Source organism: Streptomyces sp. cg36 (genome assembly GCF_041080675.1).
Taxonomy (GTDB): Bacteria; Actinomycetota; Actinomycetes; order Streptomycetales; family Streptomycetaceae; genus Streptomyces.
In genome coordinates, this window is the sequence record NZ_CP163520.1 from 940429 (window position 1) to 951999 (window position 11571).

General features: G+C 73.0%; 12 protein-coding genes. 6 read left to right on the forward strand and 6 right to left on the reverse strand.

Annotated features, from left to right (window positions below; translation table 11 throughout):
* The first annotated feature begins 53 nt into the window (after positions 1–53).
* Positions 54–965, forward strand: a complete 912-nt coding sequence (locus AB5J87_RS04150) for a hypothetical protein (protein WP_369374032.1) — start codon at positions 54–56, stop codon at positions 963–965.
* A 21-nt stretch (positions 966–986) separates the two neighbouring features.
* Here AB5J87_RS04150 and AB5J87_RS04155 read toward each other — a convergent pair whose 3' ends face one another.
* Positions 987–2405: an MFS transporter gene (locus AB5J87_RS04155; protein WP_369383347.1), complete on the reverse strand. Its 1419-nt coding sequence runs from the start codon at positions 2403–2405 to the stop codon at positions 987–989.
* A 202-nt stretch (positions 2406–2607) separates the two neighbouring features.
* Between AB5J87_RS04155 and AB5J87_RS04160 the strand changes: the two genes are divergently transcribed.
* The 3 genes from AB5J87_RS04160 to AB5J87_RS04170 all read left to right on the forward strand — a co-directional run bounded on the left by AB5J87_RS04160 (position 2608) and on the right by AB5J87_RS04170 (position 5582).
* Positions 2608–3321, forward strand: coding sequence for a TetR/AcrR family transcriptional regulator (locus AB5J87_RS04160; protein ID WP_369383348.1), 714 nt, complete (start codon positions 2608–2610; stop codon positions 3319–3321).
* 228 nt (positions 3322–3549) lie between these two features.
* On the forward strand, positions 3550–4662 hold the full coding sequence (locus AB5J87_RS04165; RefSeq protein WP_369374034.1) for a sugar ABC transporter substrate-binding protein: 1113 nt from the start codon (positions 3550–3552) through the stop codon (positions 4660–4662).
* Between the two features lie 179 nt (positions 4663–4841).
* The gene (locus AB5J87_RS04170) at positions 4842–5582 is read left to right on the forward strand and encodes a lysophospholipid acyltransferase family protein (protein WP_369374036.1); all 741 of its coding nucleotides are present in this window, start codon (positions 4842–4844) and stop codon (positions 5580–5582) included.
* Here the strand turns inward: AB5J87_RS04170 and AB5J87_RS04175 are convergent.
* Positions 5554–6036 carry a MarR family winged helix-turn-helix transcriptional regulator gene (locus AB5J87_RS04175; protein WP_369374038.1) on the reverse strand — a complete coding sequence of 161 codons (483 nt, stop codon included), beginning with the start codon at positions 6034–6036 and terminating at the stop codon, positions 5554–5556. The genes AB5J87_RS04170 and AB5J87_RS04175 overlap by 29 nt on opposite strands.
* Before the next feature lie 126 nt (positions 6037–6162).
* On the opposite strand from AB5J87_RS04175, the gene AB5J87_RS04180 reads away from it, so the two are divergent.
* A complete protein-coding gene (locus AB5J87_RS04180; RefSeq protein WP_369374040.1) occupies positions 6163–6573 on the forward strand; it encodes an organic hydroperoxide resistance protein in 411 nt (136 codons plus the stop codon).
* A gap of 101 nt (positions 6574–6674) precedes the next feature.
* On the opposite strand, the gene AB5J87_RS04185 is transcribed toward AB5J87_RS04180, so the two are convergent.
* Complete coding sequence (locus tag AB5J87_RS04185; RefSeq protein ID WP_369374042.1) at positions 6675–7130, reverse strand: lamin tail domain-containing protein; 456 nt, start codon at positions 7128–7130, stop codon at positions 6675–6677.
* A gap of 444 nt (positions 7131–7574) precedes the next feature.
* On the opposite strand from AB5J87_RS04185, the gene AB5J87_RS04190 reads away from it, so the two are divergent.
* The gene (locus AB5J87_RS04190; protein ID WP_369374044.1) at positions 7575–8585 is read left to right on the forward strand and encodes an isopenicillin N synthase family dioxygenase; all 1011 of its coding nucleotides are present in this window, start codon (positions 7575–7577) and stop codon (positions 8583–8585) included.
* A gap of 788 nt (positions 8586–9373) precedes the next feature.
* Here the strand turns inward: AB5J87_RS04190 and AB5J87_RS04195 are convergent.
* From AB5J87_RS04195 to AB5J87_RS04205, 3 genes are all read right to left on the reverse strand, one after another.
* On the reverse strand, positions 9374–10048 hold the full coding sequence (locus tag AB5J87_RS04195) for a hypothetical protein (RefSeq protein ID WP_369374046.1): 675 nt from the start codon (positions 10046–10048) through the stop codon (positions 9374–9376).
* 211 nt (positions 10049–10259) lie between these two features.
* Positions 10260–10649, reverse strand: a complete 390-nt coding sequence (rbsD, locus tag AB5J87_RS04200) for a D-ribose pyranase (RefSeq protein WP_369374048.1) — start codon at positions 10647–10649, stop codon at positions 10260–10262.
* Positions 10646–11551, reverse strand: a complete 906-nt coding sequence (locus tag AB5J87_RS04205; protein ID WP_369374050.1) for a ribokinase — start codon at positions 11549–11551, stop codon at positions 10646–10648. Before AB5J87_RS04205 ends, rbsD begins: the two co-directional genes overlap by 4 nt.
* Positions 11552–11571 lie beyond the last annotated feature (20 nt).

Genomic DNA, 11571 nt, shown 5'->3' on the forward strand with positions numbered 1-11571 from the left:
ACCCGGGGCCGGAACCGCTGGTGGACGGTCCGCCGGGTTGAGATCCTTTCCCCATGGCCGAATGGGCGAACTACGCGCTCGTTCCCGGGAGCGGCGACCCCGGCGCGTACGAGTTGTACGAGTCGCGCTTCGGCGCGCCCGGCCTCGACCTCGACCTGCTGGCCGGCCCGGACGTGGTCCTGCCGTTCGTGCGCGGCCACCGCGCCGCGCACGGGCAGTGGCGTGACGACGTCCGGTGCGAGGGCGCGGCCCTGGTCGACGAGGGGCGCAAGGTGCTGCTCTCCTTCGTCCAGGACGGCCCGAGGACCTGTCTGCGCCACCGGGCGGCGGCCCTGGAGCTGCTCGGGCACGCCTGGCCGGGCTGGGAGTCGCGCCACACCTACGACGGCCCGGCCGAGCTGCGCGCCTATCTGGGCCTGGACCCGGAGGCGGTCCGCGACCCCCAACTGGGCGTCGCCGCGGGTGCGTTGATCGCCCCGGGGGACGAGGAACTGGCAGAGGACGACCCCTGGGTCACGGCCGTCACCGTCGGCCCGGACCGCTGCCATCTGGTGGCCGCCACCGGGGACCACCCGATCGCGGAGGGCCCCGCGCTCCTGGAGCGGCTGGCCGGTGCGCCGGACCACGGCCGCTGCGGCCTCGCCGTCCTGTCGGGCCTGCACATCGACCCGGAGCGCCGCCGGGTGGGCTGGTGGCTGCCGGGCGCCCAGGCCGGGGCGTACGAGATGGCCGCGCGCTGGCCGGGCTGGACGGTCACGTTCTGGCGGGACCGGTGGGACGCCCACGGCCGCGCCTGCGGCGGTCTGTTCACCCCGCCGCCGGTGGACCGCGCCCGGGCCCTCGCCGAAGTACGGGACGAGGCCCGCGAGCACTGGGCGCAGCGGCGCGACGAGACGGCCCTCGCGGCCGTCGACCGGGCCTGGCGGCGGGCGGTACGGACCCGGGCGCCGGGCGGAACCGGCTGAGCGGGTCCCGTCGCCGCCGCGTCACCCGTCGCCGCGCCCCGGCCCGTCCGCCGGTCCGGCCCGCAGGTCCCCCAGCGCCAGCAGCAGCGCCCCCACCACGAAGGCGATCGACACCAGCAGCCCGTGGGCGTACGCGGTGGTCCAGCCCTCGCGGGACAGCCGGGCGAAGAAGACCGAGCCGACGGCGGCGATGCCGATGGCGGAGCCCACCCGCTGACCGGTCTGGAGGGTGCCGCCCGCGCTGCCCGCCGAGCGCACCGGGACCTGAGAGAGCGTCAGGGTCTGGTTGGGGGCGATGACCAGACCGCTGCCGAGGCCCGCGATGAGCAGCGGCGCCGCCATCGCCCACGCGCCCGCCCGGCCGGGGACCAGGTGCACGGCGAGCGCGGTGGCGCCGAGGCCGACGGCGACCGTCACCAGTCCGACGGCGACCAGTCGGCGGCCGAAGCGGGTGACCAGCCGCCCGCCGACGGAGGCGGCGACGCCGGAGCCCACCGCGAACGGGGTGATGGCCAGCCCCGCGAGCAGCGCGCTCAGCCCCAGCCCGGCCTGGAGGTAGAGCGCGGTGACGAAGAAGATCGAGGTGAAGCCGCCGAAGTAGAGCAGGATCAGCGCGCAGCCGAGCCAGTAACCGCGTCGGCGAAAGAGCGTCAGGTCGAGCAGCGGGGAGGCGCCGCGCGCGGTCTGCCGCCGCTCCCACCCCACGAATCCGGCCAGCAGCGCCGCCGCCACGACCAGCAGCAGCCACTTGAGCGGTCCGTGCCACTGCTGCGCCTGGACGAAGGGCAGCAGCAGGGCCAGCACACCGGCCCCGAGCAGCAGCACCCCGACCGGGTCGAGGGCCCGCAGCGGGACGCGGCGGGCGGAGGGGGTGTCCGGGAGCAGCCGCCGGGCCAGTACCAGACAGGTGATGCCGATGGGCACGTTGACGTAGAACACCCAGCGCCAGCCCTCGTGCGGGCCCGCCGCGTGGATGAGCACTCCGCCGAGGAGCGGCCCGACCGCGGTGGAGATGCCGATGACGCTGCCCATCATCCCGAAGGCCCGGCCGCGTTCGGCGCCGGTGAACATCTGCTGGATCAGCGCCGAGATCTGGGGCGAGATCAGCCCTCCGGCCAGGCCCTGGACGGCCCGCGCGGCCACCAGCCACAGGCTGGACTGGGCCGCCCCGCAGGCCGCCGAGGCGACGACGAAGAGGGCGAGGCCGGTCAGGAACACCGCCCGTCGCCCGCGCGCGTCACCGATCCGCCCGGCGGGGACGAGGAACAGCCCGAAGGCGAGCGCGTATCCGGAGAGGACCCACTGGAGATCGGCCTCGGGGGCGTGCAGCGCCGCCCGGACCGACGGCAGCGCCACATTGACGATCGACACGTCGAGCAGCGTCATGAACGCCGCCACCAGACACACCGCGAGCGCACGCCAGCGCGCCCGCTCGGACAGGTCGCCGGTCCGCCGGGTGCCCGGCCCGCCCTCGGAATCCGCAGTCACCGGCGGCCCTTCTCTCGCACGGACGAGTACGCCACGGTAGCGCGCCGTTACGGCCCGTAACTCTTGCGACGCACACTCGCGAGAGGATGATGGAATGAGCACCGCCTCCGGACGCGCGTCCGGGCGCGGCTTCCTCCGGCACGCGGGAGGCACCATGCCCTCCGAGGTGAACAGCCCCCGGGCCCGCTATCGCGAGCAGACCCGTGCGGAGATCAAGGCGATGGCGCTCCAGCAGCTCGCCGAGGGCGGCGCGCAGTCGGTGGCGCTGACCCGGATCGCCAAGGAGATGGGGCTGTCCGGACCCGCCCTGTACCGCTACTTCGCGAGCCGCGACGACCTGCTGAGCGATCTGATCCGGGACGCCTACGACGATCTGGCCTGGACGGTCGCGCACACCAGCGGCGACCGCGCGGCCGGTCCGCGCTCCGCGCTGCACGCCCTCGCCGACGCCTGGCTGGACTGGGCCACCGCGCAGCCGCACCGCTATCTGCTGATCCAGGGGCCGCCGGTGCCGGGGTACGCGGCACCGCCCGACGCCCTGGAGCGCGCGCGGGCCGCGCTCGGCCCGTTCCTGCTGCTCTTCGCCGCGGGAGACCCGGTCGAGGTGTTCCGGCCGACGGTCGCGGAGATGGCCGCGTGGGTGCGCGAGGACGACTCCGTGGCCGACTGGCTCCAGGAGCGGGCCCGGCTGGTGCCCGGCGATCCGCGCGCGGGCACGGCGCTGGCGGGCGCGGTGCTCGCCTGGTCCCAGCTGCACGGCACGGTGAGCCTCGCGGTCTCGGGCCAGTACGAGGGGATGCGGCAGCGGGCGCGGACGCTGCTGACGGCCCAAGTGGACGCGCTGGCGGACGGGTTCCGGCTGCCGTGAGCCGTCGTGCTTCACGGCTGCCCGGAGAACTGCCCTTTTCGCACTGCCCGGTTGGTCCTTCCGTGTGCCACCGCTCTCTCGATTCAAAGAGGTTGCCTTTTCGACCAGCCCAAGAAAAGACTCATTGCGGTCTCGTTCCTCCGCGACTCCTTGACGCCTCATTCACCTCCCAGTTGACTTCCAGCCACCTCGGCCGCATACCTGCGGCCTCGTCAGGGAGGGCACCGAATGAACACGGGTACGCGTCGTGCCGCGACGGCCATGACCGCCGCCGCGCTGGCAGTCTCTCTCGCCGCCTGTGGCAGCGCCAAGGACTCGGGCGCGGCGGCCAAGGATTCGGCGGCGAAGAAAGGCGGGGCACTCAGGATCGGTCTGCTCCTGCCGGAGAACCAGACCGCGCGTTACGAGAAGTTCGACAAGCCGCTGATCGAGAAGATGGTCCGGGATCTCACGAACGGCAAGGGCCAGGTCGTCTATGCCAACGCGAAGCAGGACGCGACCCTTCAGGCCCAGCAGGTCGACGCGATGATCACCAACAAGGTCGACGCGCTGATCGTGGACGCGGTGGACTCCAAGGCGATCGCGGGCGCGGTCAAGAAGGCCAAGGACCGGGGCATCCCGGTCGTCGCCTTCGACCGGCTGGCCGAGGGCCCGATCGACGCGTACACGTCGTTCGACAACGAGCAGGTCGGCCATGTGCAGGGCAAGGCCCTGGTGGACGCGCTGGGCGCGAAGGCCAAGGACGGCCAGATCGTGATGATGAACGGCGCGATCACCGACCCGAACGCCGCCCTGTTCAAGAAGGGCGCGCACGCCGAGCTCGACGGCAAGGTGAACATCGGCAAGGAGTACGACACCAAGGAGTGGAAGCCGGAGAACGCCAACGCCAACATGGAGGGCGCGATCTCGGCCCTGGGCAAGGACAAGATCATTGGCGTCTACTCCGCCAACGACGGCATGGCGGGCGGCATCATCACCGCCCTCAAGGCGGCCGGCCTGTCCAAGCTCCCCCCGGTCACCGGCCAGGACGCCGAACTCGCCGGCGTCCAGCGCATCGTCATGGGCGAGCAGTTCATGAGCGTCTACAAGCCCTACGTCCAGGAGGGCCCGGTGGCCGCGCAGATGGCCGTGGCGCTCGCCAAGGGGCAGCCGCTCACCATGATCACCAAGGCGACGGTCGACTCCCCCACCACCAAGGCCATCCCGTCCGTGATCATCCCGATCGTGGCGCTCACCAAGGCGAACGTGAAGGAGACCGTCCTCCGCGACGGCATCTACACGGCCTCCGAGATCTGCACGGCCAACCTGAAGGACGCCTGCGCCGCGATGGACCTCAAGTAGCGGATGCCGCATTGTGATCGCAAATGGTTGTGCCCCGGAGCTTCACCGGGGCGCAACCGCATTGTGGAGCCCTCCCGACTCCCGTTGTCCGGTGGCTCAATAGGCCCTCTCCCCTCGCGCCCTGCCCCCCATTAGCGTGCCTCGGCGCGGGGGTCACTCGGGGAAAGGGTCTCACTGGCGTGTTCTATTACGCGTTCAAATACATCGTGCTCATACCGCTCCTGCGGTGGCCATTGCGGCCCAGGGTCGAGGGGCTCCGGCACGTTCCGCGCACCGGGGCCGCGATCATCGCGGGAAACCACCTCTCCTTCTGCGACTCCTTTCTGGTGCCGGTGACGCTACGGCGCCGGGTCACCTATCTCTGCAAGATGGAGTACTTCACCGGCCGGGGTGCCAAAGGGCGGCTCACCGCCGCGTTCTTCCGAAGCGTCGGGCAAATACCCGTGGACCGCTCGGGCAAAGACGCGGCGCGGGCCGCGATCGACACCGGGGTCGCGGTGCTGCGGAGCGGCGGACTGCTCGGCATCTACCCCGAGGGCACCCGCTCGCACGACGGCCGCCTCTACAAGGGCAAGGCGGGGGTCGCCGCGATGGCGCTGCGCACCGGCGCGCCCGTCGTCCCCTGCGCGATGATCGGCACCTTCGAGGCCCAGGAGCGCGGCCGGCGGCTGCCCCGGCGCGTACCGGTCACCATGCGCTTCGGCGCACCCCTGGACTTCTCCCGGTACGCGGCCGTGAGCGACCGGCCCGCGGTGCTGCGCGCGGTGACCGACGAGATCATGTACGCGATCCGCGCGCTCTCCGAGCAGGAGTACGTGGACGTCTACGCGGCGCAGGCCAGGGCCGCCGCCGAGGCCGCGGACCCGGCGCGGACGGTACGGCCCGGCGCGTTCAGTGCGCCTGGTCCAGTGCCGTCGTGAGGCGCCCCAGGAGCTGCTGGAGGGAGAGGACCTCCTCGACCGTCAGACCGGTCGCGGAGAGGATCCTCAGCGGCACGGGCAGGGCGCGTTCGCGCAGGTCCGAGCCCTCTTCGGTGAGCCTGACCGTCACCGAGCGCTCATCCTCGGCGCTGCGCTCGCGGGTCACCAGGCCGGCCGCCTCCAGCCGCTTCAGCAGCGGCGAGAGGGTGCCCGAGTCGAGCCGCAGCCGCTCGCCGATCACCTTGACGGGCTGCGGGCCGTGCTCCCAGAGCACCAGCATCACCAGGTACTGCGGATAGGTGAGGCCGAGGTCCTTGAGCGCGTCGCGGTAGACGCCGCCGAACGCCCGTGAGGCGGCGTGCAGCGAGAAGCAGACCTGGTGGTCGAGGCGGAGCAGATCGACGTCGGACGCCAGGGGCGCGGGCGACGCGGCGGGGGTCGACGAGGAGCTCATGGATCCAGAGTAGCTTGTCGCCCATCATTCAGTTGCGCACCATTTAGTTGTGTGCAACTCTTTGGGGCAGAGGGGCGGCCGTCACCCGCCCCGCACACTCACCACCCGACGGAAGAAGGCACCTCCATGGACGCGCTGTACACCGCTGCCGCCACCGCCAACGGGCGCGAGGGCCGGGCCGTGAGCTCGGACGGTCAGCTCGACCTCGCGCTCGCCATGCCCCCGGCGCTCGGCGGCAACGGCCAGGGCACCAACCCCGAGCAGCTCTTCGCCGCCGGGTACGCGGCCTGCTTCGCGAGCGCCATGGGCGTCGTCGGCCGCGAGCTGAAGGTCGACACCAAGGACGTCTCGGTCACCGCCGAGGTCTCCATCGGCAAGGACGACACCGGCTTCGGGCTCGCGGTCGTCATGCGCGTCGAGCTGCCGGAGGAGCTGGCGGGCGAGACCGGCCGCCGGCTGGTGGAGGCGACGCACGCCTTCTGCCCGTACTCCAAGGCGACGCGCGGCAACATCGAGGTCGAGCTCGTCGTCGAGTAACACCCCTCCTGCGCCCGGCCCGCGCGAGCCGGCCGGGCGCGGACGACGAACGGGCGCCCGCCCCCCCGAGGGGACGGGCGCCCGTTTCCGCCGTTTCCGGCTCAGCACATCTTGTAGTCGACCCTGGTCGAGTTGTACGAGCAGCTGTCGACCCGGCTGCCGTTGGCCTTCTTCAGGGTCGCCGTGTCCTTGTCGTTGTTCCACACATAGGCGGCCCGGCCCTGGTAGAGGTGGGCCGCCGAGTTCCGGCCCTTGCCGGTGTGCACGGTCACCGTCGCGCCCTTGCCGAGGGTGTAGTTGCCGAAGACGTACCGGTGGTTGGAGGCGTCGGTGAGCGTCCACCCCTTGAGGCTCACGGCCCGGGACGTGGTGTTGCGGATCTGTACGTACTCGCCGTTCAGGCTCGCGTTGGAGCGCGTGTCCGTGCCCGGGCTGTCGTAGTAGATCTTGTACAGGTGCACCGACCCGGAGGCGGCCTGCGCCTGGGTGGGCACCACCGCGACGGCGGCGAGGGCCGCCGCACCGGCGGTGACGGTCAGAATGCGCGTACGCAGCATGGATGTCCCTTGCGTTCGGTCCGGGCACCCCCCAAATCGGGCCCGGCGAAGCCCCCACGCTAGCGAGCGGCTCCGGGGCGCCGAGGGCGGGTTACCGAACCGCGACACTCACCCGCCCGCATTCCCGCCCCGGGTGTGGGATAGCTCTCCCCCACGGCAGGCGACGGCGGGCGTACGCTCGGGGCATGACTCTTCTGGTGATGCGACGACACGTGGACTACGTGCGCGTCACCAGCATGAGCTGTCGCCCGCAGGACTGATCCTTCGCAGCCTCCGCGGCCCCGGCGCGCCTCTCACGGCCCGCCCCGGCCCGCCCTTCTGCCCTCGGTCCTGTCGCGGTCCTCCCCGGTTCCGGCGCACCCTTTCGCCGACCCGTTCCGACCGTCCTCCCGCCAACCCCGGGACCAGGACCGCCGTACATCCCGGAACGGAAACGGACCCGCCATGTCCAGCACCACTCTCCTCGCCACCTCACTCCCCGTGGTCGACCTCTCCCAGGCCGACGACCCGGCCACCCGCGACGCCTTCCGCGCGGGGCTGCACCGGGCGGCTCGCGACACCGGGTTCTTCCATCTCACCGGGCATGGCATCGACGACGCCGAGGTGGCCCGCATACAGCGGCTGACCAGGGACTTCTTCGCGCTGCCCGAGGCCGACCGGATCGCCGTCAGCAATCTGCGCTCGCCGCACTTCCGGGGGTACACGCGCATCGGCCACGAGCTGACGGGCGGGCGCTCGGACTGGCGCGACCAGCTGGACGTCGGCGCCGAGCGGCCCGCCCCGACGGTGGGGCCGGACGACCCGGCGTACCGCTGGCTGGAGGGCCCCAACCAGTGGCCCGACGCGCTCCCCGAGCTGCGCACCGCGGTGCTCGACTGGCAGGACCGGCTGGCGGCGGTCGCCCACCGGCTGCTCCAGGAGCTGCTCGCCTCGATCGGCGCGCCCGCCGACTTCTTCGACGCGGCCTTCGCCGACCGCCCCCACCTGCACACCAAGCTGATCCGGTACCCCGGCAGCGCGCCGGAGGGCGACGGCCAGGGTGTCGGCGCCCACAAGGACTACGGCTTCCTCACGCTGCTGCTCCAGGACTCCGTCGGCGGCCTCCAGGTGCGCATGGGCGACGCGTTCGTGGACGTGCCGCCGCTGCCGGGCGCCTTCGTGGTCAACCTCGGCGAGCTCCTGGAGATCGCCACCGAGGGCTATCTGTCGGCGACCGACCACCGCGTCGTCTCGCCGCCCGGAGCGGTAGAGCGCTTCTCCGTGCCGTTCTTCTACAACCCCCGTCTGGACGCGCGGATCGAGACGGTCCCCGGCGCCTATCTGGCGCAGGCGCCGGGCGTCGCCCACAGCGCCGACAACCCGCTGCACGCCGAGTACGGACGCAACGAGCTCAAGGGGTGGCTGCGGGCGCACCCGCAGGTGGCCCGGGCACACCACCCGGAGCTGGCGGCCTGACGCGCCCCGGCGCCACGACCGCTCCGGCCGGGGCGTGCGCCGGCCGGGGCGTGCGGGGCGCCGTCCTCCCGCGGTCGGCGGCGCCCCGGAGGGAGCGGGGCCGGCTGCTCGGGGATAGGCGGCCCGGCTCCGCTTCCAGCTTGCGCCGTACTTCCGCGAAATGCACGGGCTCTGCGACCACTTAAAGTGGCCAATCCGGCTGCGGCAGGGCCGCCACGCGGGCGCCGAGGCAGGTGGGACGCATGTGGTCACCGGGTGTGACGGCCGCCCCTCGCCCGTCTACCGCGGTCGATCTACCGCCCCGGTATGACGCTCCCTCAGAGGGCTACGCCCGAAGTTCACAAGGGTTCAATCCCACGGTGAATGCCGTGCGGTACCGGCGATTCCTATGGTGTTCCGCACGCCGAGGGCAGAAGTCCTGCGGGGAACACCGAGGGAAGGAATGAATCCATGACCACGGCACGGGGGAAGTTCACGTTCGCGCACGCGGCGGTCGTCGCGATGGCCGTCACCGGAATCGGGGCCCTGCCCGCCCACGCCGCCCCCTCGGCGGCCGGAACCGCTCAGCAGGTCCCGGCGTCCACCGCCGCGCAGGACGCCGCCGCGTCCAAGAGCTACACGTACCTCTCCTTGGCAACGACCCGCACCCGGGGAAGCTGTACGTCTCGTAGGGCCGCGACGGGGGGAGCCGCACGCGCGGGGCCGGGGGCCCGCGCGTGCGGCCGTGTGTCCGCCCGGTGCCGGGCGGGGCGGGTGTGCCGGGCGCCGGCGGGGGCGCGGACGGGCTCTCAGCCCACGAACTCCTCCGCCCCGTACCGCACCTTCGCCTTCTTCCAGTCCACGCCCAGCCGGGCCGCGAACCGCTTGGCCAGCGGGAGGTCGGCCAGCGGGGCGATCAGGATGAGACGGCCGTCCCGGGCCGTCACCGAGCCGCCGCCGAGTTCGTCACGGGCCACCGGGTCCTCGACGAGGGCGTCGTGCAGGGCGCGCGGGGTGACGCCGGGGGCCTCGATGTCCACGGCGTTGGTCTGCGGCGAGTCGCGCGGCAGATGGCGGAAGGTGAGGACCGACTCCTGCTTGTACTGCTTGCGGATGACGTCCGCGATGTGGTGCAGCCCGTCGGCGCTGACGTGGTTGACGTCGAACTCGCGCGAGCGCTCGTAGGTCGTCTGCTTGAGGTCCGAGGACCAGAACACGCCGTCCAGCAGGGTGGAGCGGCCGGTGCGCGCGCCGTTGGCTTGGACGATCTCGCGCACCTCGCGGTCGAAGCGCCGCAGCGATTCCTTCAGCCGGGCGTCGTCGGGGTCGGTGATGACGGCGGTGTTGTCGGTCGCGAAGATCTCGGCCGTCACCGCGGCGTGGGACCCGCCGGCGTGGGACGCCGTCGCGGTGGCCGTGCCGGTGGCCGTCGCGGCCACCGTCAGGGTGCCCGCCGCGAACAGGATGCCGAACCGTCGATTCATGTGCGCGCAACTCCCTGTCGCGGGCCCCCGTGGGCCGAACGGTGCTGCGTCGGCCGACGCACCGGGATCACGGTAGAGGCTGGGCCGGGGCACTTTCCTGGATCTGCACCCATATGGCCGAGATTCGCCATCCCCGCCCCCGGTCCCAACGCGGCGGCTCCCGCCGGGTCCTCGCGCGCCCCCGGCGGGACCTCTCAGCGGCGGGGCGCCCTCAGAAGAACACCCCGCACCGCAGCAGCACGTTCGCGTACGGTCGCGCCTCCCCCGTCCGCACGACCAGCCGCGCCCCCGACGACAGCGCCTTCAACCGCTCGTGCGCGACCAATTCGAGCTCCGGGAAGCGCCCGGCCAGCAGACGGGCGGCGGCCGGGTTGGCCGCGTCCGTCTCGCGCGCCGCCGTGGCGCCCTCGACCACCAGCTCGGCCAGGAGCCCGTCGAGGACCTCGGCGAACGACGGCACCCCGGCCCGGAACGCCAGGTCGACCACGCGCGGGCCGGGCGGAATGGGCATGCCCGCGTCGCAGACCAGGACCCCGTCGCCGTGGCCCAACTCGGCCAGCGCGCCCGCGAGATGGCGGTTGAGGACGCCCGACCGCTTCATCGGGCGAAGACCTCGTCGGCGGTGGGGTACGACTCCTGCGCGCCGCGTCTGGTGACGGCGGCGGCCCCCACCCGTACGGCGAACGCGGCGGCCTCGGCCAGGTCCTCGCCCAGGCTCAGCCGCCAGGCGAGCGCCGCGGTGAAGGCGTCGCCCGCCCCGGTGGTGTCCACCGCGTCCACCTTCGGGCTCGGCACGCGGACGAAGGACTGCGTGCTCCCGGCGGCGACGAGGGCGCCCGCCGCGCCCAGGGTGATCACCACCGAGCGCGGGCCGCGCAGCAGCAGCGACCGGGCCCAGTCCTCGGGGGCCGGGCCCGCCGAGTCGCCGAGCAGGAAGCGGGCCTCGTGCTCGTTGACGATCAGCGGGTCGCAGGCCGCCAGCACCTCGGCCGGGAGCGGCCCCGGTGGTGAGGGGTTGAGGACGAAGCGGCTGCCGAAGGCGAGGCTGCGCACGGTCTCCACCACCGTCTCCAGCGGGATCTCCAGCTGCGCGGAGACCACCCGGGACGCCTGGAAGAGGCTGGCGGCGGCGTGCACGTCGGCGGGCGCCAGACGGGCGTTGGCGCCGGGCGAGACGACGATGCTGTTGTCGCCCGACGGGTCCACGGTGATCAGCGCGACCCCGGTGGGCGCCCCGCCGACCAGCATCCCGACCGTGTCGACCCCGGCGGCGCGCTGGGACTCGATGAGCAGCCGGCCGTGGCCGTCGTCGCCGACCCGGGCCAGCAGCGCGGTGCGCGCCCCGAGCCGGGCGGCGGCCACGGCCTGGTTGGCGCCCTTGCCGCCCGGGTGGACGGCCAGGTCCGAGCCGAGGACGGTCTCGCCGGGGGCGGGGCGCCGGTCGACGCCGATCACGAGGTCGGCGTTGGCGGACCCGACGACCAGAAGGTCGTAGTCGTACATCCCTGTCCTGCTTTCGCTGC

Coding starts and splice junctions, on each gene's coding strand:
- AB5J87_RS04150 (WP_369374032.1), top strand. CDS start 54: ATGGCCGAATGGGCGAACTACGCGCTCGTTCCCGGGAGCGGCGACCCC.
- AB5J87_RS04180 (WP_369374040.1), top strand. CDS start 6,163: ATGGACGCGCTGTACACCGCTGCCGCCACCGCCAACGGGCGCGAGGGC.
- AB5J87_RS04185 (WP_369374042.1), bottom strand. CDS start 7,130: ATGCTGCGTACGCGCATTCTGACCGTCACCGCCGGTGCGGCGGCCCTC.
- AB5J87_RS04205 (WP_369374050.1), bottom strand. CDS start 11,551: ATGTACGACTACGACCTTCTGGTCGTCGGGTCCGCCAACGCCGACCTC.
- AB5J87_RS04175 (WP_369374038.1), bottom strand. CDS start 6,036: ATGAGCTCCTCGTCGACCCCCGCCGCGTCGCCCGCGCCCCTGGCGTCC.
- rbsD (WP_369374048.1), bottom strand. CDS start 10,649: ATGAAGCGGTCGGGCGTCCTCAACCGCCATCTCGCGGGCGCGCTGGCC.
- AB5J87_RS04160 (WP_369383348.1), top strand. CDS start 2,608: ATGCCCTCCGAGGTGAACAGCCCCCGGGCCCGCTATCGCGAGCAGACC.
- AB5J87_RS04165 (WP_369374034.1), top strand. CDS start 3,550: ATGAACACGGGTACGCGTCGTGCCGCGACGGCCATGACCGCCGCCGCG.
- AB5J87_RS04190 (WP_369374044.1), top strand. CDS start 7,575: ATGTCCAGCACCACTCTCCTCGCCACCTCACTCCCCGTGGTCGACCTC.
- AB5J87_RS04195 (WP_369374046.1), bottom strand. CDS start 10,048: ATGAATCGACGGTTCGGCATCCTGTTCGCGGCGGGCACCCTGACGGTG.